Annotated in this window: 20 protein-coding genes and 1 pseudogene; 9 read left to right on the forward strand and 12 right to left on the reverse strand. The window is 66.3% G+C overall.

All coding sequences use genetic code 11. The features are described 5' to 3' along the window. A pseudogene (locus tag EAH68_RS14705) lies at positions 1–277 on the forward strand (hypothetical protein); the annotation flags it as partial. A gap of 76 nt (positions 278–353) precedes the next feature. Here the strand turns inward: EAH68_RS14705 and trpS are convergent. From trpS to EAH68_RS04095, 5 genes are all read right to left on the reverse strand, one after another. Further along, positions 354–1,385 carry a tryptophan--tRNA ligase gene (trpS, locus tag EAH68_RS04075; RefSeq protein ID WP_126120063.1) on the reverse strand — a complete coding sequence of 344 codons (1,032 nt, stop codon included), beginning with the start codon at positions 1,383–1,385 and terminating at the stop codon, positions 354–356. An 89-nt stretch (positions 1,386–1,474) separates the two neighbouring features. Next, positions 1,475–1,663, reverse strand: coding sequence for a hypothetical protein (locus EAH68_RS04080; RefSeq protein WP_126120064.1), 189 nt, complete (start codon positions 1,661–1,663; stop codon positions 1,475–1,477). A gap of 71 nt (positions 1,664–1,734) precedes the next feature. After that, a complete protein-coding gene (locus tag EAH68_RS04085; RefSeq protein ID WP_126120065.1) occupies positions 1,735–2,604 on the reverse strand; it encodes a trimeric intracellular cation channel family protein in 870 nt (289 codons plus the stop codon). A 3-nt stretch (positions 2,605–2,607) separates the two neighbouring features. Further along, the gene (locus EAH68_RS04090; RefSeq protein WP_126120066.1) at positions 2,608–3,507 is read right to left on the reverse strand and encodes an exodeoxyribonuclease III; all 900 of its coding nucleotides are present in this window, start codon (positions 3,505–3,507) and stop codon (positions 2,608–2,610) included. A gap of 5 nt (positions 3,508–3,512) precedes the next feature. Continuing rightward, positions 3,513–4,655, reverse strand: a complete 1,143-nt coding sequence (locus EAH68_RS04095; protein WP_126120348.1) for an MFS transporter — start codon at positions 4,653–4,655, stop codon at positions 3,513–3,515. A 284-nt stretch (positions 4,656–4,939) separates the two neighbouring features. On the opposite strand from EAH68_RS04095, the gene EAH68_RS04100 reads away from it, so the two are divergent. Further along, positions 4,940–7,153, forward strand: a complete 2,214-nt coding sequence (locus EAH68_RS04100) for an NADP-dependent isocitrate dehydrogenase (protein WP_126120067.1) — start codon at positions 4,940–4,942, stop codon at positions 7,151–7,153. Between the two features lie 23 nt (positions 7,154–7,176). Here EAH68_RS04100 and EAH68_RS04105 read toward each other — a convergent pair whose 3' ends face one another. Continuing rightward, positions 7,177–8,424, reverse strand: a complete 1,248-nt coding sequence (locus EAH68_RS04105; protein ID WP_126120068.1) for a hypothetical protein — start codon at positions 8,422–8,424, stop codon at positions 7,177–7,179. A gap of 164 nt (positions 8,425–8,588) precedes the next feature. On the opposite strand from EAH68_RS04105, the gene EAH68_RS04110 reads away from it, so the two are divergent. Together EAH68_RS04110 and metX are read left to right on the forward strand one after the other, a co-directional pair. After that, complete coding sequence (locus tag EAH68_RS04110) at positions 8,589–9,920, forward strand: O-acetylhomoserine/O-acetylserine sulfhydrylase (RefSeq protein WP_126120069.1); 1,332 nt, start codon at positions 8,589–8,591, stop codon at positions 9,918–9,920. Between the two features lie 22 nt (positions 9,921–9,942). Continuing rightward, on the forward strand, positions 9,943–11,076 hold the full coding sequence (gene metX / locus EAH68_RS04115) for a homoserine O-acetyltransferase MetX (protein WP_126120070.1): 1,134 nt from the start codon (positions 9,943–9,945) through the stop codon (positions 11,074–11,076). A 565-nt stretch (positions 11,077–11,641) separates the two neighbouring features. Here metX and EAH68_RS04120 read toward each other — a convergent pair. Together EAH68_RS04120 and EAH68_RS04125 are read right to left on the reverse strand one after the other, a co-directional pair. Further along, on the reverse strand, positions 11,642–11,962 hold the full coding sequence (locus EAH68_RS04120) for a DUF3017 domain-containing protein (protein WP_439647607.1): 321 nt from the start codon (positions 11,960–11,962) through the stop codon (positions 11,642–11,644). Continuing rightward, the gene (locus tag EAH68_RS04125; protein ID WP_126120071.1) at positions 11,955–12,809 is read right to left on the reverse strand and encodes a bifunctional methylenetetrahydrofolate dehydrogenase/methenyltetrahydrofolate cyclohydrolase; all 855 of its coding nucleotides are present in this window, start codon (positions 12,807–12,809) and stop codon (positions 11,955–11,957) included. Before EAH68_RS04125 ends, EAH68_RS04120 begins: the two co-directional genes overlap by 8 nt. Before the next feature lie 24 nt (positions 12,810–12,833). Between EAH68_RS04125 and EAH68_RS04130 the strand changes: the two genes are divergently transcribed. The 4 genes from EAH68_RS04130 to EAH68_RS04145 all read left to right on the forward strand — a co-directional run bounded on the left by EAH68_RS04130 (position 12,834) and on the right by EAH68_RS04145 (position 17,316). Beyond that, entirely contained in the window at positions 12,834–13,304 is a 471-nt protein-coding gene (locus EAH68_RS04130) for a tRNA (cytidine(34)-2'-O)-methyltransferase (RefSeq protein WP_126120072.1), read from the forward strand. Between the two features lie 92 nt (positions 13,305–13,396). After that, entirely contained in the window at positions 13,397–16,075 is a 2,679-nt protein-coding gene (locus tag EAH68_RS04135; protein ID WP_126120073.1) for a cation-translocating P-type ATPase, read from the forward strand. Between the two features lie 61 nt (positions 16,076–16,136). Beyond that, positions 16,137–16,418, forward strand: coding sequence for a cupin domain-containing protein (locus tag EAH68_RS04140; protein ID WP_126120074.1), 282 nt, complete (start codon positions 16,137–16,139; stop codon positions 16,416–16,418). A 121-nt stretch (positions 16,419–16,539) separates the two neighbouring features. Beyond that, positions 16,540–17,316: a metal-dependent hydrolase gene (locus EAH68_RS04145; RefSeq protein WP_206436353.1), complete on the forward strand. Its 777-nt coding sequence runs from the start codon at positions 16,540–16,542 to the stop codon at positions 17,314–17,316. Position 17,317: 1 nt separating this feature from the next. On the opposite strand, the gene EAH68_RS04150 is transcribed toward EAH68_RS04145, so the two are convergent. Together EAH68_RS04150 and EAH68_RS04155 are read right to left on the reverse strand one after the other, a co-directional pair. After that, positions 17,318–18,640 (reverse strand): PH domain-containing protein, encoded by a 1,323-nt coding sequence (locus tag EAH68_RS04150; protein WP_126120076.1) that lies wholly within the window; start codon positions 18,638–18,640, stop codon positions 17,318–17,320. Continuing rightward, a complete protein-coding gene (locus EAH68_RS04155) occupies positions 18,637–19,086 on the reverse strand; it encodes a PH domain-containing protein (protein WP_126120077.1) in 450 nt (149 codons plus the stop codon). The genes EAH68_RS04150 and EAH68_RS04155 overlap by 4 nt, the downstream gene beginning before the upstream one ends. Positions 19,087–19,275: 189 nt before the next feature. Between EAH68_RS04155 and EAH68_RS04160 the strand changes: the two genes are divergently transcribed. Beyond that, the gene (locus tag EAH68_RS04160) at positions 19,276–19,479 is read left to right on the forward strand and encodes a hypothetical protein (RefSeq protein ID WP_126120078.1); all 204 of its coding nucleotides are present in this window, start codon (positions 19,276–19,278) and stop codon (positions 19,477–19,479) included. A 12-nt stretch (positions 19,480–19,491) separates the two neighbouring features. Here EAH68_RS04160 and EAH68_RS04165 read toward each other — a convergent pair whose 3' ends face one another. Both EAH68_RS04165 and aroQ read right to left on the reverse strand, forming a co-directional pair. Next, positions 19,492–20,349, reverse strand: a complete 858-nt coding sequence (locus tag EAH68_RS04165; protein ID WP_126120079.1) for a quinate/shikimate dehydrogenase (NAD+) — start codon at positions 20,347–20,349, stop codon at positions 19,492–19,494. 8 nt (positions 20,350–20,357) lie between these two features. Beyond that, on the reverse strand, positions 20,358–20,789 hold the full coding sequence (gene aroQ / locus EAH68_RS04170) for a type II 3-dehydroquinate dehydratase (protein ID WP_439647612.1): 432 nt from the start codon (positions 20,787–20,789) through the stop codon (positions 20,358–20,360). Positions 20,790–20,804 lie beyond the last annotated feature (15 nt).

Consider the following 20,804-nt stretch of genomic DNA (forward strand, 5'->3'; position numbering starts at 1 on the left):
GCTCGATCCCATCACGGGGGATGTGTTCTGGCTGTTCGCGGACGGTACGTGGGCGGTGGATCATGCGGAGGGTCCGTTGGCGCCGGTGGAGAAACGCTGGGTGCAGACCTACACACAACGCCGCCAACGTCGAAGTGAGCGGGCAGCAGCGAGGGCAGCGGCCCAGGAATTCGAGGACTACCAGCACGGGGCGGAAGCGCGTGCCCGGGCGCAGGAGGAATTCGAGGAGGCCATCGCCGAGGCCGATACCGACCCCGGTCGGGCCCCACCCGACTAACAACCGACCCCGGGCACCTGGATGGTGACCCGGGGCGGGAGGAGCGTCGATAAGCAGAATCAGGTCCGCTGAGGGACTACTTCAGGCGGCGCAGGAAACCAACCTTGTCGTAAACCTCCTGGACGACGGCCTCGGCGTACTCGCCGGCCCGCTCGGCGCCCTTCGCCAGGATGCGCTCAAGCTCGCCGCGGTCAGCCATCAGCTCGTCATAGCGGGCACGCAGCGGGGTGGTGAAGGCCTCCAGCGCATCGGCGGTGTCCACCTTGAGGGCACCGTAACCCTGGCCTTCGTAACCGGCGACCAGGTCGTCGATGCCGGTGCCGGTCAGCGCGGACTGGATGGCCAGCAGGTTGGACACGCCCGGCTTGTTCTCCCGGTCATAGGCGATGACGCCGTCGTTGTCGGTGACCGCGGAGCGGATGCGCTTGGTGGAGGTCTTCGGGTCGTCGAGAAGGTTGATCAGGCCCTTGGGGTTCTCACCGGACTTGGACATCTTGGCGGTGGGTTCCTGCAGGTCCTGGATCTTTGCGGAGCCCTCCGGGATGAAGCCCTCTGGTACGACGAAGGTCTCGCCGTAGCGGGAGTTGAAGCGCTCGGCCAGGGTGCGGGTCAGCTCCAGGTGCTGGCGCTGGTCCTCGCCGACGGGGACAAGCTGCGGGCGGTAGAGGAGAATATCCGCGGCCATGAGGACGGGGTAGGTGAACAGTCCGACGGTGGCCCGGTCGGCACCCTGCCTCTGGGATTTGTCCTTGAACTGGGTCATGCGCGAGGCCTCACCGAAACCGGTCAGGCAGCCCAGGACCCAGGTCAGCTCTGCATGCTGCGGCAGATGCGACTGCACGAAGAGGGTGGACTTGTCCGGGTCGATGCCCAGGGCGATGAGCTGGGCGGTGCCGGCGATGGTGCGCTTGCGTAGCTCCGCCGGGTCCTGCTCGACGGTGATGGCGTGCAGGTCAGGGATGAAGTAGAAGGCGTCGTAGTTGTCCTGCAGCTCGATCCACTGCTTCAGGGCGCCGAGGTAATTGCCCAGGTGGTAGGAGTCCGCGGTGGGCTGGATACCGGAGAGGACTCGCTGGAGGGCTGCGGGCGACGGATTCTGCTCATTCATAACGGTCGAGTCTAGCCCGCATGTCTCCGGGAACGACGAAGGCGACGCCGATGCCTGCTTCTCGACGCCGCCTCGCTCCCCACGGAAGCTCAGAGCTTGCGGGAGGTGGGGCTGTGCTTGTCCAGACCGATCGCGATCGCGGAGACGATCAGGGCGCCACCGACGGCCATGGTCAGGGCGCAGACGATGGCCATCACGGAGAAGCCGACGGCACCGTACCAGAAGAAGCCGCCCACCAGCAGGGCGACACCGAGGATCAGGAGAATGAATGCGCGCATGTGTGATTCCACTTCTGTAGTTGGTCAGGACAAAGAGGATGTCAGTCGTTGAAACATTCTAGCAGCGGGGGCTACGAGCGGGGGCTGGGGCTGGCCGCCCCGTCCCCCGGATCCGGCATCTCGTCGGGGTCCTCCCCGGTGGCGTCCTCCGGCAGGGCCCAACGCTGTTTCCTCCCCTTACCCTTCTTGTTGTGGCTCCTGCCCAGCAGGGTGTAGCGGGAGGTGTCGAAGGTGACGCGGCGACGTGACAGACGCAGGTGGCGGCGCATCGACTGGTAGGACAGGGAGGCCCGCGGGTCGATGGGCTGGTCCGCCCCGCGGTAATCGAAGACGGGGAGGCTGAGCCCGAAGTACATGGCGATGACGCGGATGGTGAAGGTCGCGACCAGCGTGATCACGATGGTCCAGTTCTCGCTGAGTCCGACGGCCAGGAGTCCCATGTATATGGCGGTGGCCATCATGGCGACGGAGGCGTAGAGCTCCTTGGAGAACACCAGGGGCACGCGGTCGCTCATCAGGTCACGCAGCACACCGCCGGAGACGCCGTTGACCACCGCCGCCACGGCGGCGATGACGAAGCCGTAGCCCAGGTCCAGGGCGATCTGGGTGCCAATGACTGAGAAGGTGGCCAGGCCGACGGCGTCGGCAAGCAGGAACACCTTCCGGAAATAGTGCATGAGGAAAGACAGGGACACCGTCACCAGGGCGGCAACCACCACGATGACCAGATAGATGGGGTTCTCCACCCAGGTCAGGGGGTAGGTGTCCAGGATCATGTCACGGATGGTGCCGCCGCCGAGGCCGGTGAGGGCGGCCAGGGCGACGACGCCGAACAGGTCCATCTTCTGTTTGCCCGCCGCCAGCGCAGCGGTGATGGCCTCGGCTGTGATGCCGATGACGAAGGTGATGACCAGCAGCTGGCCGGTATCGATGGCGTCCATGATCTATGCGTATGTCACATTCAGTGGGGAGTGATCGGACCAGCGGGTCTCCACGGTGGGTGCGCGGTCAACCCAGCTGTGCTCGGCACGGTCGAGCATGCTTCTGGTGGCGGCCTGGTAGTCGATCCGCCAGCCGGCATTGTTGTTGAACGCCTGGCCGCGGTAGGTCCACCAGGTGTACGGCCCTTCCCCCTCCGGCTGGAGGCGGCGGGCCACGTCGAACCACTTCGGTTCAGTGGCTGCACCCCGGATCGTACGCCCGTCGTAGTCGACCACTCCGTGATACTCCCCCAGTCCAGGCTTCTCCTGCGGCATTTCCTCGGGGAAGTGCCCGAACACGGAGTCCATGAAGGCCCGTTCGTCGGCGAGGAAACCGGAGTTCTTCAGGTTCCCCTTCCAGTTCTTCAGGTCCTCCCGCCGGTGACAGATGTTCCAGTCCCCACCGATGATCATGTCGGGGAACTCCCCGGCACGCTGCTCCAGGAAGGGTTCAAACTCGTCGAGGAAACGGTACTTCTCGTCCTGCTTCCCGGAGCCGACGGAACCGGAGGGCAGGTACAGCGAGGCCACACGCACCCCGTCGAAGGTGCCCTCGATCCAGCGGCCGGAGTCGACGAAGGAACCGAGGCCGACGCGGACGTCGTCAAGCGGGGCGCGGGAGAGGATGCCCACCCCCGCGCGGCCCCGGGCAACGGCGGGTGCGCCGACGTAGTGCCAGCCTGCGTCGAGGGCGGGCTGCAGGGCCTTGACCGTCTCGTCGATGGTGGCCCGCACCTCCTGCAGGAGCACGACGTCGGAGGCGGATTCCGCCAGCCAGGCCAGCATCCCCGGGTTGTCTTCGTTGCGCTGCTTCACAGCGGCCCGGATGCCGTTGACATTGATGGAGGTGATGGTCAGAGTCATGGCCGTCACCTTATCGTCGCCCGGCGTCGCAGCCACACTGTGGGGAACCAGATGAGGATCGCCGCCACCGCCAGGCCCGCGCCGGCGAGCGCGGGGGCCGAGTATCCCAGGCCGGCGGCGATGACCACGCCACCCAACGCCGCGCCACCTGCGTTCGCCAGGTTGAGGGCCGAGTGGTTGAGTGCTGCGGCCAGCGTCTGGGCGTCCCCGGCGACATCCATGAGCCGGATCTGCAGGGAGGGCACGAGGGAGGAGCCGAAGAAACCGATGAGGGCGAAGTTGAAGGTTCCGGGCACCGGGCTGACAGAACTGAAGTAGAAACCGGTGAGCACCACCGCGATCATGACCAGCGCGAACAGGATGCCGTACTCGAGATTGCGGTCCGCGACACGTCCGCCGAACCAGTTGCCCAGGACGGAGCCCACGCCATAGGCCATGAGAACCAGCCACATCCACTCCAGATCCAGCCCGGCGTGTTCGGTCATGGTCCAGGAGATGTAGGTGTAGACGGCGAACATGCCGCCGAAACCGACGGTGCCGATGGCCAGGGTCAGCCAGACCTGGGAGCGGGCGAGGGCACCGAGTTCCGTGAGCGCGGAGGTGGGCGCCATCTGCGTCATGTGCGGCATGAGGAACCACAGGGCAGTGAAGGTGGCCAGGCCGAGGATGGCGACCAGGGCATAGGCCGCCGCCCAGCCGTAGGCCTGGCCGAGGGCCTGGGCGGCCGGGACGCCGGCGACGGTGGCCACGGACAGGCCCATGCCCACGAAGGCGACGGCCCGGCCGCGCTGCCCGGGTGGGGCCATCGAGGCGGCGGAGAGTCCCGCCACCGAGAAATACGCGCCGTGTGGCAGGCCCGCGAGGAAGCGGGCGGCCAGCAGCAGCGGATAGTTGTCCGCGAGCGCGGCGACGAGGTGGCCGAGGGTGAAGGCGAGCATGAGCAGCAGGAGCAGACGGCGCCGGGGCACCAGCCCGGTCAGGGCCGTGATCACCGGGGCACCGACGACCACGCCGAGGGCGTAGGCGGAGATGATGTGGCCGGCCTGGTCCTCGGTGACGGTGAAGTCCTCGGCGATGAGTGGCAGCAGGCCCATGGAGACGAATTCGGTGGTGCCGATGGCGAAACCACCCAGGGCGAGGGCCAGCATGACGATCAGCCGACGTCGTTCGGTGATCTCGGTCTGGCGGGGCCGGGGGCGCCGGGCCGGGACAACGGTGCGGACTGAACGGAGGCGGTCTTTCACGGATGGGCATACTACGCCACTACGCTGCCCACCACCGGTTCCGTATATTCTCCCTGGTTGAGGGGGAGGGAAAAGATGCCACCGCAAGCGGTTCCCGGTGGCTCCCGGCCCCCTACCACCGACCGTATCCCAGGGGAAAGGGTAGGCTGGATAACCGACTATTGACCCGTATACCACGAGGGAGTTACATGGCTAAGATCATCTGGACCCGCACCGACGAGGCACCGCTTCTCGCGACCTACTCGTTCAAGCCGGTCGTCGAGGCGTTCGTCGGCACTGCAGGCATCGATGTGGAGACCCGCGATATTTCCCTCGCCGGCCGCATCCTCGCCCAGTTCCCGGACCGTCTCACCGATGAGCAGCGCGTCGATGACGCCCTCACCGAGCTGGGCGAGCTTGCGAAGACCCCGGAAGCCAACATCATCAAGCTTCCGAACATCTCCGCCTCCGTGCCGCAGCTGAAGGCCGCCATCACGGAGCTCCAGGCCCAGGGCTACGACATCCCCGACTTCGTCGACTCCCCGCAGACCGAGGATGAGAAGGAGGCCCGCAAGCGTTACAGCGTAGTAATGGGTTCCGCCGTGAACCCCGTACTCCGTGAGGGCAACTCCGACCGTCGTGCGCCGGAGGCCGTGAAGAACTTCGTCAAGAAAAACCCGCACCGCATGGGCGAGTGGTCCGCAGACTCCAGGACCAACGTCGCCACCATGGCTGCCGATGACTTCCGCCACAACGAGCAGTCCGTCATCCTGCCGGAGGCCGACACCCTCTCCTTCGTCCACGTGGCCGCCGACGGCACCGAGACCAAGCTGCGCGAGGACCTGCCGGTGCTCAAGGGCGAGGTCGTCGACGGCACCGTCCTGCGCGCCGCCGCCCTGAAAAAGTTCCTCGCCGAGCAGGTCAAGCGCGCCAAGGAGGAGGGCATCCTCTTCTCCGTGCACATGAAGGCCACCATGATGAAGGTCTCCGACCCGATCATCTTCGGCTACGTCGTCCGCGCCTTCTTCGCCGACGTCTTCGACAAGTACGGCGAGCAGCTCGAGGCCGCCGGCCTCAACGGTGAGAACGGCCTCGGTGCCATCCTCGACGGCCTGGGCAAGCTGGACAACGGCGCCGAGATCCGTGCGGCCTTCGACGAGGCCCTGGCCAACGGCCCGGACCTGGCCATGGTCAACTCCGCGAAGGGCATCACCAACCTGCACGTGCCCTCCGACGTCATCGTCGACGCCTCCATGCCGGCCATGATCCGCACCTCCGGCCAGATGTGGAACAAGGATGACCAGACCCAGGACACCCTGGCTGTCATCCCGGATTCCTCCTACGCCGGCGTATTCCAGACGGTCATCGAGGACTGCAAGGCCAACGGCGCCTTCGACCCGACCACCATGGGCACCGTCCCCAACGTCGGCCTGATGGCTCAGAAGGCCGAGGAGTACGGCTCCCACGACAAGACCTTCCGCATCGAGTCCGACGGCAAGGTCGAGGTCCGCAACTCCGCCGGCGAGGCCCTCCTCGCCCACGACGTCTCCGAGGGCGATATCTGGCGTGCCTGCCAGACCAAGGACGCCCCGATCCAGGACTGGGTCAAGCTCGCCGTCGACCGCGCACGTATCTCCGGCATGCCGGCCGTGTTCTGGCTCGACCCGGAGCGCGCCCACGACCGCAACCTGACCGCACTGGTGGAGAAGTACCTGGCCGACCACGACACCGAGGGCCTGGACATCAGGATCCTCTCCCCGGTCGAGGCGACCCAGCTGTCCGTGGACCGCATCCGCCGCGGTGAGGACACCATCTCCGTGACCGGCAACGTCCTGCGTGACTACAACACCGACCTCTTCCCGATCCTCGAGCTGGGCACTTCCGCCAAGATGCTCTCCGTCGTGCCGCTGATGGCCGGCGGCGGCCTCTTCGAGACCGGTGCCGGTGGCTCCGCCCCGAAGCACGTCGAGCAGGTCACCTCGGAGAACCACCTGCGCTGGGATTCCCTCGGCGAGTTCCTCGCCCTGGCCGAGTCCCTGCGCCACGTCTCCCGTACCCAGGACAACGCCCAGGCCGCCGTCCTGGCCGATGCCCTGGACCAGTCCACCGAGAAGCTGCTGGCCGAGGGCAAGTCCCCGTCCCGCAAGGTCGGCGAGATCGACAACCGCGGCTCCCACTTCTACCTCGCCGCCTACTGGGCCGAGGCACTGGCCGCTCAGTCCGATGACGCTGCACTGGCCGAGAAGTTCGCCCCGGTCGCCGCAGCCCTGGCGGAGAACGCCGCGGCCATCGACAAGGAGCTCATCGACAACCAGGGTGTCTCCGTCGAGCTGGGCGGATACTACGCCCCGTCCGAGGAGAAGACCTCCGAGGTCATGCGCCCGTCCGCGAAGTTCAACGAGATCATTGACGGTCTGAAGTAGAACCTCGCTTCTCGACGCCCCGTTCACCCTCCGGTGAGCGGGGCGTTCTCGTCCTCCAGGATCTCCGCCGAGCGGCGGATGGCCTCGTAGCGGTGGACGATGAAGTACTTCGGCGGGTTAAGGAAGAACTCCCAGGTGGTGGGGTCTTTCTGGTCGAGTACGTCACTGCCACGCCAGTAGAGGAAGACCCAGAGCGCAAGATAAGCGGACATGGCCACCCCCAGACCGATCACCCAGCTGGCTCCCTCCGCCGAGACGACGTAGAACACGGCGAGGAAAACGAGCACCAGCATGGTCACCGAGAGCACACTGCTGCGCCCGTGGAGGTGGAAGATCCGCAGCATGACCGCCCCCACCCCGCTGGAGAGCATCATGGCGATGAACCCGAAGAGGAAGAACAAGGGGAACTGGCCGGCGGTGAAGATGCCGTTGAATCCGACCTCCCCGGCAAACAGCGCCAGCGACAGGTTCAGTGCCAGGGCGAAGCCCGTCAGGTACAGGAGGTAACCGGCCAGGGCAGCGGTCCTCGCCCCGGCGGTGGGCCGGATGGCGTCGACATTGCTCAGGTCGTGCTCGGCGGCGATCAGGGCCAACCGCGCACGGGCTTCCCAGGCGTTGTCCTCCACCTGACGCCGGAACAGGCCGGTGTTCTTCCACTCGGGCAGGGAGGCGTAGGTGGTCAGGAAGAGCAGGAAGCTGACCACGTACATGAAGAAGATCCGCGGATGGACCAGGCCCGGTGCGACCTCGACGAAACCGACCCAACCGACGCCGTGGCGGTCAACATCGCCTGCGGCGGCGCTGCCGGCGATCTCGGCGAAGCCGAACAGGAGGGTCATGAGCAGCACCGCGAAGGCAGCACCGAAGCTGACAAGCATGGACATCTCAGCCTGATTGGCGTAGGTCTGCAGGTCCCGCTGCTGGGCGCGGGCCTCCGCAGCGCTGGCGGGGCGATTGTCGGCGATGCTGTCCGCCGCGGAGACAGTGGAGTTCAGCTGAACCGTGGCGGCCAGCAGGATGGCCACGAAAAGTGCGGCATAAGCGACAATATCGGAGATCGCCAGGTTGAGCCGCAGGAAAGGTTCCAGCCCCAGGGGCAGCCGCACCCAGCCGATCAGTCCGGCGCCCCCGCCGTAGGCGTAGGCGATGGCGATGAGCGCCGCGCAGATGGTCATCAGGGTGAAGAGCCCGAGGACCCCGGCCATCACCCCGATGATTCCCTGGGGAGCGTGTTTCTCGGGGGTCGGAACGTTGGCCGTATTCGATTCCATGCACGCCTCACTTGGTTCACAGGGCTCAGACAGGCTCAAGCAGAATCATAGGTGGTGTCCGGGCTGAATTCATTCTCCCGCCTGATTGCCCTAGACCGAGCTGTCCATTATGGTGTTGACAATAACATCGCTCCAACCCCCGAAGAATCGGAAGAGGATCCACCATGGCCAAATACGACAACAGCAACGCCGGCGACTGGGCATTCGAGACCCGCTCCATCCACGCAGGCGGTGGCCTGGACGGCGACACCGGATCCCGTAACCAGCCGATCCACATGACCACCTCCTACGTCTTCGACTCGGCCGAGAACGCGGCCAACCGCTTCAGCCTCGCCGAGGGCGGTTTCATCTACACCCGCCTGAACAACCCGACGGTGAACACCCTCGAGGAGCGCATCGCCTCCCTGGAAGGCGGCGTTGCCGCCCTGGCCTTCGCCTCCGGTCAGGCCGCCCAGACCGCCGCGATCCTCAACCTCGCCGGTTCCGGCGACCACATCGTCACCTCCCCGCGCCTCTACGGTGGCACGGAGACCCTCTTCCAGGTCACCCTCAAGCGTCTGGGCATCGAGTTCACCTTCGTGGAGAACCCGGATGATCCCGAGTCCTGGCAGGCAGCCGTACGCCCGAACACCCGCGCCTTCTACGCGGAAACCTTCGGCAATCCTGTCGCCGACATCCTCGACATCCCCGTCATCGCCGAGGTCGCCCACCACAACAGCGTCCCGCTGATCGTGGACAACACCGTGGCCACCGCCGCCCTGGTCCGCCCGCTGGAACTCGGTGCGGACATCGTCGTCGCCTCGCTGACCAAGTTCTACACGGGCAACGGCTCCTCCATCGGTGGGACCCTCGTCGACGGTGGCAAGTTCGACTGGACCGTCGAGCGTGACGGCCAGCCCGTCTTCGGGCAGTTCGTCACCCCGGACCCGGCCTACCACGGTCTGAAGTACGCCGACCTGGGTGCACCGGCATACGCCCTCAAGGCCCGCGTCGGCCACCTGCGCGATACCGGTGCCGCCATCTCCCCCTTCAATGCCTGGGTGGTCCTGCAGGGCCTGGACACTCTCGCCCTGCGCATCGAGCGCCACAACGAGAACGCCATCAGGGTGGCCGAGTTCCTCGCCGCCCACCCGCAGGTCGAGTCCGTCAACTTCGCCGGCCTGGAGTCCTCCCCGTGGTACCAGGTCAAGGAGAAGCTGGGTCTGAGGTACACCGGCTCGGTCCTCGCCTTCACCCTCAAGGGCGAGCAGGACGACCGCGCCGGGGCCTGGAAGTTCATCGACTCCCTCAGGCTGCACTCCAACGTGGCCAACCTCGGCGATGTGCGCTCGCTGGTCGTTCACCCGGCCTCCACCACCCACTCCCAGTCGGATGCAGAGGGGCTGCGCCGTGCAGGCATCTCCCAGGCGACGATCCGCCTCTCCGTCGGCATCGAGAACATCGAGGACATCATCGCAGATCTCGAGCTCGGCTTCGCCGCCGTTTCCGACGCCTAACTGACACAGAAGCAGGTAACCCATGGTTCAACTCGCCCCTGAAGGGACACTCACCCCACTGCGCATCGGTGACTTCACCACCGAAGCCGGCGTGATGATCCCCGACGTCACCATCGCCTACCAGCGTTGGGGTGAATTCAGAGGCGAGCCTGACGGGCACAATAACATCCTGCTCGTCCAGCACGCCCTGACCGGTGACACCGACGTGGCCGACTGGTGGTGCGACCTCCTCGGCCCCGGCAAGGCACTCGACACCGACCGCTGGTGCGTCATCTGCACCAACGTCATCGGCGGGTGCAAAGGCTCCACCGGGCCGTCCTCGGAACATCCCGACGGCGAGGTATGGGGTTCCCGCTTCCCGGCGATCTCCATCCGTGACCAGGTCTCCGTGGAACGCCAGTTCCTGCACGCCCTGGGCATCACCCACCTCCACGCCGTCCTCGGCGGGTCAATGGGCGGGGCGAGGGCACTCGAGTGGACGCTGATGCACCCGGGGGAGGTCGCCTCCGCGTGTGTCATCGCGGTCTCGGCCCGCGCCAGCGCGTGGCAGATCGGCATCCAGGCCGCACAGATCAGCGCCATCGAGCGCGATCCCGACTGGCAGGGCGGGGACTTCCACGGGACGGGCCGCTCCCCGGACGCCGGCCTGGCGGCCGCCCGCCGCATCGCACATCTGACCTACCGTGGCGAGCAGGAGATGGACGAGCGTTTCGGCACTACGCCGCAGACCGGCGAGAATCCCCTGGGCCCCCACCGGTCCCCCAGCCAGCGCTTCGCGGTCGAGAGCTACCTCGACCATCAGGGGGTCAAGCTCGTCGAGCGTTTCGACGCCGGCAGCTACGTCACCCTCACCGATTCGCTCAACCGCCACGACATCGGCCGCGGCCGGGGCGGCCTGAACAAGGCGCTTGCCTCCACGCAGGTACCCACGATGATCGTCGGGGTGGACACCGATATCCTCTACCCCTACCACCAGCAGGAACACCTGTCGCGCAACGTAGGCAACCTGCTGGGGATGGCGAAGATCGTCTCTCCCGTGGGCCACGACGCCTTCCTGACCGAGTTCCGGCAGATGGACCGTATCCTGCGCCGCTTCCTCGACCTGTCCACCGCCGAGGTGGCCGCGGGTGAGGGTCGCGGGGGTTATTCGATCTAGGGCACTGCCCCGGGCAGAAGAGAGGCGCGGTACAGGATCTGTGATCCTGTACCGCGCCTGACCTGTTTCCCGTTGTTTCCCTGCCGCACATCCGGAGTTCGGCCCTGGAGCGAGGGCCATGTCCCCGTGACAGCGACGTCCATCCCATTGGACGCGGCCGTCAAGATGACCGGTTCTCATGTGCAGCGGGAACGCTGCCCGGACCTGACCTGGTCGCTGGGCGGCATGCAGAGCATCTTCACGGAGTGGAGAATTCCACCCCCTCCCCTACCCAGAACTGGGGGGCCAGTTCAGCCCCGCCGAGCTCCGGACCAGAGTGGACGCGGGTCCGCGGCGAACCGGCCCCAGAGGCGCCTTCTGAGGGGTCAGACACTGTCATCTGCGTTCTCCTCGTTCCTGCGTGGGGTTGTCGGTTCAAGCGGACTGCGTCTCAACCTACCCAACACTTTCCCATAAGGCTAGGCTTGCCTTGGTTGAATTTTGGTCGCCACCCCCGTCGACCCCCCGACAGTTATGCACCATGGAGATTTCACATCGGACACCCCAGTAAAACCACGTTCGGACCTCATGATCCGAGGGCGTCGACGGAGGCGGCCAGTAAGGCCATGAGACCGCCGATGATGACGCAGAAGATGGCGTCGAAACGCTTCGAGCGGACCGCGAACACCCCCACGATGCGCGAATCACAGGTCAGCCGGACCACCGCCAGCCACAGCAGGGACGCCCCCAGCATGAAGGTCGCCCGCCGCCAGTGCTCGGTGACGGCGAAACCACTGGCCACCACCCCACCGAGCAGGAAAACCGCCATGCCCGTCCACTGCGCCCAGCGGGGCAGACGGGAAGGCGGTTCCTCCAGGTCGTGGGGGTTGTCCAGCGGTTTACTCACCTGCGAGCAGTTCCGCCCTCTCGACGACGTTGCGCACCAGGAAGGCGCGGGTCAGCGGACCGACACCACCCGGGTTCGGGGAGACATGGCCCGCAACCTCCCAGACATCGGGGTGGACGTCGCCGGCCAGCTTGCCGTCGAGACGCGAGACACCGACGTCGAGCACCGCGGCGCCGGGCTTGATCATGTCGGCGGTGAGCATGTGGGGAACACCCGCGGCAGCGACGATGACGTCAGCGGCGCGCGTCTCGGCGGCCAGGTCCTTCGTGCCCGTGTGGCAGAGGGTGACGGTGGAGTTCTCGGAACGACGGGTGAGCATGAGGCCGATCGGGCGGCCGACGGTCACGCCGCGACCGATGACGACGACCTTCGCGCCGTTGAGTTCCACGCCGAAACGGCGGAGCAGGTGGATCGCGCCGTTCGGGGTGCACGGCAGCGGGGCGGGCTCGTTGAGCACGAGCTTGCCCAGGTTGACCGGGTGCAGGCCGTCGGCGTCCTTCTCCGGGTCGATCGCGGCCAGCACGGCGTTCTCGTCGAGGTGCTTCGGCAGCGGGAGCTGCACGATGTAGCCGGTGCAGGCCGGGTCGTTGTTGAGCTCCTCGATGACGGCCAGCAGCTCCTCCTGGGAGATGTCGGCCGGCAGGTCCTTCCGGATGGAGTTGACGCCGATCTGCTCGCAGTCGCGGTGCTTCATCTTCACGTAGGAGTGGGAGGCCGGGTCATCACCCACAAGCACGGTGGCCAGGCCGGGCACGATGCCCTTCTCACGGAGGGCGGCGGTCCGTACCGCCAGGTCCTCGAAGATCTCGTCTCGGTAGAGCTGTCCGTCAAGTTTGATCGCAGTCACGCCCCTCATCCTAGACTCTTGGGAATGGCCAGACTGCACGTCATCTTCGATAATCCGGTTATTCCGCCGAACACGGGTAACGCCATCCGCATGTGCGCCGGTACGGGCGCACATCTGCACCTGGTGGAGCCACTGGGTTTCGACCTCACGGAGAAGCATCTGCGGCGCGCCGGCCTGGACTACCACGACCTGGCCGACGTCACCGTGCACCCGGATCTCGACGAATGCTTCTCGACGCTCCCCTCCTCCCGCATCTTCGCCTTCACCACCCGCGCCCCCGTGTGGCACACCCAGGTCCAGTGGCGCGAGGGCGACGCCCTGCTCTTCGGCACCGAACCGACCGGCATCCCGGAGGAGCACCTGGCGCATCCGCGCATCGAGCACGAGGTGCGCATCCCCATGATCCCCGGGCGCCGTTCCATGAACCTCTCCAACTCAGCCGCGGTGGCCACCTACGAGGCCTGGCGTCAACTGGGATTTCCGGGAGCGCTGTAGACAGATCTCCCCCTCGTCGTATGCCGTCGGTGGAAGTCAGCCCGCCAGGTTCCTACTGTGGAAAGTAAAACGCTGTCTCTGATCCGAGGTGCATGGTGCTCCAGCCCACTACGAGTCCGCAACAATGGCACGCACTGGGACAGTCCGAGGTCCGTGCTCTTCTGCGCACCACTGACCAAGGGCTCAGCGTTGAGGAGGCCCGTACCCGGCTGCTGGATCTGGGGCCCAACGAGATCCAGGAACGACCGCCGGACCGCTGGTACCAGGTACTGCTGCGCCAGTTCCGGTCCCCCATGATCCTCTTTCTCCTCGCCGCCGCAGTGATCACGCTGTTCCTGCACGAGTGGTTCGACTCCTTCGTGATCCTGCTGACCCTGCTGCTCAACGCCTCCCTCGGGTTCTGGCAGGAGCGCAAGGCCGAACACGATGTGAAGGCCCTCAGACAGCTGACGGTCGCCGAGGCCACGGTGGTGCGCTCCGGTACCGCCGAGCGCATCGCTGCGCGTGAACTGGTGGCCGGCGATCTCGTCCGGCTCGAATCCGGTGACAAGGTGCCGGCTGACCTCCGCCTGACGGACGTACATGACCTGCAGATCAATGAGTCAATGCTCACGGGCGAAGTGCTGCCTGTGCTGAAGTCGACCGGTCCGCATCCCGAGGACACCGACCTCAGTGACAGGCTCAACATGGCATACTCCGGCACGCTCGTGGCCTCAGGGCGCGCGAGCGGCACCGTCGTCGCCACCGCTCTGGATACCGAACTGGGCGCCATCGCCCAATCTGTCCAGGTCAAAGCCCAGAAGACACCGCTGCAGAAGCTCACCGACCGCCTTGAGAAATACATCGCCGTAGTCGTCATCGCGGTCGCCGCGTTGATTTCCGTGGTCTCTGTCCCGCTGGGCACCACTGCCTCCGAGGCCTTCCGCAACGCAGTCGCACTCATCGTGTCCGCGCTGCCGGAGGCCCTCCCGATCGTCTTCACCGTCACGCTCGGCGTGGGCGTGTCCCGGATGGCGAAACACAGAGCCGTCATCCGCAACCTCCCTTCCGTCGAGACGCTCGGCTCCACCGACATCATCGGTTCAGACAAGACCGGAACTCTCACCATCAACCGGATGACCGTGGAGAAGCTCTGGACCCCCGACGGTCAGGAACTCGATGTCACCCGACTCCCCGGGGACGGCAGCGCACTCAGCGCCACCCAACGCCGATCACTGCGCACCGGTGCGCTCAGCAACGAAGCCGAGCCCCGCGCGGGCACCGACCAGGAGTTCGGCCTGGTCGGCGACGCCGTCGACGTCGCCATGGCTGCCGCCGGTCTACGCACCGGTGCAGTCTCCGCCGGGGAACGCGAAACCGGGCCGGTGGCGGCCAACGCTTACGAACCCGAGAAGAAGTACTCCCAGGCGATGTTCCGCACGGCCGACGGGCACGTCCTGCATGTGAAAGGGGCCCCGGAAACCATCCTTGATTTCTGTTCGTCCATGGACACCCCGGAGGGCCCCGTGCCGCTGGACGGGGAGATGATACAGCAGGCGAGCCAGGAACTGGGCGGACGTGGACTGCGGGTCATCGCCACCGCCTCAGTGGAGGTACCCGCGGCAGAGTACGGGGAGTCGCTCGATGAACCACGCGGGCTGACCTTCACCGGGCTCCAGGGGATGATGGACCCTCCCCGGGAGGGAGTGAAACAGGCGATCGCCGACTGCCAAAGCGCCGGAATCCGGGTCATGATGATCACCGGCGACCATCCCGGCACGGCCGAGGCAATTGGGCGACGGCTGGGACTGAGGAGCAGGCTCGGCCCGCTGACCGGCGCCGAGATGGCCAGGCTCGACGACTCCGAGCTCCGCGGGCGACTCCGGGACACCTCAATAGCGGCGCGGATGAGCCCCCAGGACAAGCTGCGCATCGTCCAGGTGCTGCAGGAAGCTGAGAACATCGTCGCCATCACCGGGGACGGTGTGAACGATGCCCCCGCCCTCAGAGCGGCCGCTGTCGGGATCGCCATGGGAAAATCCGGCACTGATGTCGCCCGGGAGTCCGCGGACCTCGTGCTCGCTGACGACAACTTCGTCACCATCGTGGAAGCGGTCCGCCAGGGCCGGGTGACCTTCGCCTCCATCCGGAAGGCCACCCACTTCCTGCTCGCCAACGGTCTGGCCGCGATGCTCGCGGTTGCCCTGAACACATTCAGCGATCTGCCGCTGATCTTCCTGCCCGCGATGCTGATCTTCATGAACGTGATCACCAACGGTATCCAGGACATCGCGCTCGGCTTCGAACGCGGCGAAGGAGATGAGCTCAGACAACCGCCCAGGTCCCAGTCCGAGGGCATTCTCGGGCGCACCATGCTCATCCGCACATTGGTGACGGGCACCTGGATGGGGCTGGGTACCCTCCTCGTGTACAACCTGGCACAGGACGCCGGGTTCGCCCTCGACCATGCCCGAACCCTGGCCCTGATCACGATGGTGATGTTCAACTTCTTCAACGTGTTCAACTCCCGTGCGGAGCGGGTGTCACTTTTCCGGCTCAACCCCTTCGGCAACCCGCTGCTGTTGATCTCCTCTTTCGCCGCACTGCTCCTGCAGTGGGGTGCGATGAGTTGGGAGGTATCCGCTGAGCTCATCGGACTGGCCCCGTTGAGTGCAGCGGAGTGGTTGTTCTGCACCGCGGTCGGCGCAACCGTGATGGTGCTGGTGGAGGTCGAGAAACTGATCCGGCAGATCGTCGCCCGCCGTTCACCGACCGACTCGGAAAAAGGTTGAACCGCCCGTAACCCCAGGTACAGTCAGGGCGACCGGACAGCGGCCAGCAGAGGAGCAGTTGATGAGGAAGACCACTTCACTCAAGGACGGTACCGTCCTCAGCACCAAACGGATGGAGGGCGTCGACGGCGCTGGATTCCCACCGCACACAGCCTCCCACGAATCTGCACTGGTCATCCTCGAGGGCACCTGCACCATCACCTTCGGGGAGGTGTCCCATGAGCTGCACGCCGGGGACACCTTCATCATCCCCGCCGATGAGGTACATCAGGTTGTCGGTCTCCCGGATTTCACCGCAATCCACGTCATGCCCAGGGACATCCGCTTCAACTTCAAGGTGTAGGACCGCACCCTCGCCGTCCCGGCACCACCACCCCTAAACCCACCCCGCGAACAATCGTTCGAACTTGTGTCGTATTGTCGATGTCGACATACGGACACCGAGGGAGTGATGGACAGTGGTGATGGGACCGACCCACGCGATGAGTGGGGCTGCCGTGGGGCTGGCCGTCGCGCAGATGCTGCCCGCCGAGTGGGGTGGGGTCACCACCGCGCAGGAGGCCTTCGTCTACGCCGGCCTGGCCGCCGGGGCTGCCCTGTTGCCGGACCTGGATTCCCCGCAGGCCACGGTCGCGCGTTCCTTCGGCCCCCTGTCCCAGGTGGTTTCGCGCGGGGTGGAGAATTTCTCGCAGGGTGTGGTCAACCTGACCCGTGGCCGCAGGGACCCCCGCTGCAACAACGGCCACCGCACCCTGACGCACACCGTGTGGTTCGCCCTGGCGGCCGGCGCCGGGGCGACGGCACTGATCGGGGCCTACGAGAAGCCGGCGGTGATCGGACTGCTGTTCTTCCTGCTCAGTCTGGCCATCCGCGGCCTGCTGCCCGAATGGTCGAAGAAACATGACTGGATTGTCGTCACCGGTGCCGCAGCGGCGTTGGCCTACGGGGCGTGGACCTTCGTCCCTGCCGCTTCCCTGGGACTGGTAATGGGTTCGGCGGTGACGGTCGGTGTGGTCACCCACCTGCTCGGGGACATGGCCACCAAGGCGGGTATCCCCGCCTTCGCCCCGGTGCTGCCCCTGCGTGGACGACGCTGGTGGAAGCTGCGGCTGCCCGGTTTCCTCAGCATCAAGGCCTCAGGCCCGGGCGACAAAGCCCTGCTCAGCATCTTCTCGGTGCTCGTTGTTATCCAGATCGGCTTCGTGGCCTCCCCACCGCTGATCGCCGCACTGGGTCTGTGAGCTAGAGCCGGAGTTCCCGGCTACGCAGGGCGTCGAGAAGCGCCCGACCATCCTCCGGGCTGAGGTCCTCCCCGGCCATGGTCACCGGGCCGGGCACGAGATCGAAACGCACGGTGCACAGACCGAAGAGCTGTTGCAGGGGGCCACGCGTGAGCGACAACTCCTGGATATGCGAGGGGTGGATGATCTTGACACGGCGGGCGAGTCGGCCACGGTGGACCACGACGGCGTCATCAAGCAGGGTCACCGCCTGCTGGTGCAGATCCACCGGGGAGACCCATTTCGCCACCGGTGGCGACGTGAAGGTCGGGGTGGTCGCCCCCTCCGGGCGTGCGACGGCGTCGATGGTGGCCGCATCAAGCGGTCCGACCAGCTCCAGCAGCTGCAGAGCCTGCTCGCGGGAACCGACAGGCAGCACGCGGGTGGTGCCGGTGCCCTTGGTGTCCACCGCGCCATAGCCGGCAACGGAGACCTGGACGTACCACCAGCCGGGGATGCGCCACAGTATCGGTTGGTGGACCTTCACCCCGTGGATGCGGTGCAGCGGGATCGACTGCCTGCGCCGGTCCGCCAGCCCGTAGGAGAGGTGGAGGGTGTCATCGGCCAGGTGGGCGGTGAACTGCCAGCTGCTGTCGATCTGATTCCAGATCACCGGCACGATTCCGATGGCGATGGGCACCGCCGCTGCCCACGTCAGGGGCGTGAGAATGAGCCCGAGGATGATGAGCAGCGCGCTGATGGACAGCCCCTGCAGGGCTGCCCCGGCCAGGGAACGGGTGATGGGGATCTGCGGCACCACGACCCGGCCGGCGGGTTCCGGGGCAGTCTCCGGCGCTGGTGTGGTCCCGCGGGAACGCCCGAGGACCTCCGCCCGCAGCTGCTCGGCCACATCCCGGGGCAGGTAGGCGATCTCGATGACGGAGTCACCGCCGCCGGCGGTCTCCACCCGCACTGCGGCGAGCCGGAAGATGCGCGCGATGACCGATTCCACAACGTCGACGGCCTGGATCCGGTCGTAGCGGGCGGTGCGCAGCTGAGTGTTCAGCACGCCGCGTTTCAGGGAGACCTCCTCGGCGGTGAGCCGGTAACCGGTCGCCCGCCACCAGATGCGGGAGATCAGCCAGACCAGCCCGCAGGCCGCGAGGAATACGACGATCCCGAGGAGGACCGGCAGGATGCTGCCGCTCCCCAACCAGGCGAGAGCTGCCCCGATGGCGGCCAGGTCGAGGTTGACGATGAGCACCGCGATGAGCGCCAGGATGAGCGTCCAGAAACGCAGGAGCGGGGTCAGCGGGTGGACGCGGCGGTAGTCTTCGCCGTTCACAGTCCGCTCATCCTCTCCCGGGCCCGGACCGCCAGGCGGTCCCGCAGGGCGTCGGCGGTCTCCGCAGGCAGCCCCTGGACAGCCGCGTCCGAGGTCGCGGAGGCGGTGTGCAGCTGCAGGGTCTTCATCCCCAGCCCGCGTTCGATGGGACCGGCGGTGACATCAACGTACTGGATGCGGCCGTAGGGGATGACCGTGAAGGTGTGCCACAGTCGCCCCTTGGTGATCAACAGCTCATCCTCCGTCTCCTGCCAACCCAGCAACTTCACCTGCGCCGGTATCAGCCACACCTGCCACAGCAGCAGGACCAGGGCGGCGGCGGTGCCGATATGGAACCACGCGCTGAACACCACCCCCAGGACAGCGAAGACGACGAGGACGACCACGATCCAGGGCAGCCGTCCCAGATAGCGGGCAGTGGTGAGCTTCGGGGAGACGGGATTCACGCCATCCAGCCTAGCCAGAGTCTGGTCGCACCCGGATTGCCCCCAGGGAACTCTCCGCGAGCTGGCCTACCAGCTCGACGCCGCCACCTCCGCCGCGAGGTTCGTCCTCCACGGCCTACTCTTCGCCGTGGTCCTGCTGGGTGTCCGGTGGCGGCAGCACACACAGGCGGAAGGGATAGGCTGAAGAGCATGTCCGGCCTCGAATACCTCATCGCCAAGCTGCCCACCGGTGCCACCATCGCGGTGATCATCGCGTTCATCTCTACCCTGGTCACCCGCGAATGGCCGCTGGGTCTGCCGGACGTCCTCTTCTTCCTCGGGGTGTGGCTGGCCACCACGGTCATCGCCGCCGTCATCCTCATGGCCATCGAGATGTTCCGGGACCGGATGTGACCTGGGGATGACTCAGCTCAGGGAGAGAAAGGTCGTGCGCATTCTCTCCGCATCCGGCTCCAAACCCGTGAAGAGGCGGAAGGCGTCAACGGCCTGGTGGATGGCCATCCCTGTGCCGTCGAGCGTGCGGCAGCCGACCGCACGGGCCTCTGCCAGGAGCCGGGTCTCCAGCGGCATGTAGACCACATCCCCCACCCAGTGCCGGGGCATCAGGCAACTGGTGTCGAAGGCTGTGCCGGGGTGGGCGGGCATGCCCATCGGGGTCGCGTTGACCACGCCGTCGGCCCGGGAGATGATCTCCTCGATCCCCACGGCATCCACCCCTCTCACGGCTTCCCTGCCGACGGCCGCATTGATCTCCTCTGCCAGGGAGTGTGCACGCCCCGGATCAAGATCAGCCACATACAGGCGTTCCACCCCGTGCGTCACCAGTGAGTATGCGACAGCGTTACCCACTCCCCCGGCACCGACCTGGACGACCTCGGTCATGGTGGCGTCCGCGAGTCCCTCCTCCAGTCCACGTGCGAAACCGGTGACATCGGTGTTGTACCCCGTCGTCCTGCCCTCGGCGGAGATGACCACAGTGTTGACCGATCCGAGCTGGGCCGCCTGTTCCGAGACATGGTCGAGGAGCGGGAGGACAGTCTGCTTGTACGGGTGGGTGATGTTTAGTCCGTTGTAACCGGTGGCCCGCGCCGCTTCAAGGAGTTCAGCCAGGGTTTTTTCCCTGAGACGTTCAGTGCGGGTGTCCAGACGGCGGTACACCGTGGCGGCCCCGTGGGCCAGTCCCTCGGCTTCATGCATGGCCGGGGTGCGTGACAGGGAGATGTCCTCGCCGATCAGGCCGAGAAGAATGCTCTCGCGGTTCATGGTCTGCTTCAGTGTCCTTCGTTGTGGTGGGCCGCGAGGATATCCACGGCGAATCCGTATCCGGCGATGCCCGCGCCGGCGATGACGGCCTTCGCCGCCCCGGAGATGTAGGAGTGGTGGCGGAATGCCTCCCGGGCATGGGGATTGCTGATGTGCACCTCCACGGTGGGTAACTCCGAGGCTCTGACGGCGTCGAGCAGCGCCACGGAGGTATGGGTCAGCCCGCCGGGATTGATCACACAACCAACGTGAGTTCCCCGCGCTCGGTGCAGTGCATCGATCAGGCCGCCCTCGTGGTTGCTCTGCAGGGCATCGACCTCGAGGCCATGGCCGGCGGCACGGTCCCGGACCAGTGCGACCACATCCTCGAGTGTCGAGTGACCGTAGATGTCAGGTTCCCGCTGCCCCAGCATGTTCAGGTTGGGGCCGTTCAACAGCATGATCCGTGTGTTCAC

Source organism: Corynebacterium hylobatis (genome assembly GCF_003955685.1).
Classification (GTDB): Bacteria; Actinomycetota; Actinomycetes; order Mycobacteriales; family Mycobacteriaceae; genus Corynebacterium; species Corynebacterium hylobatis.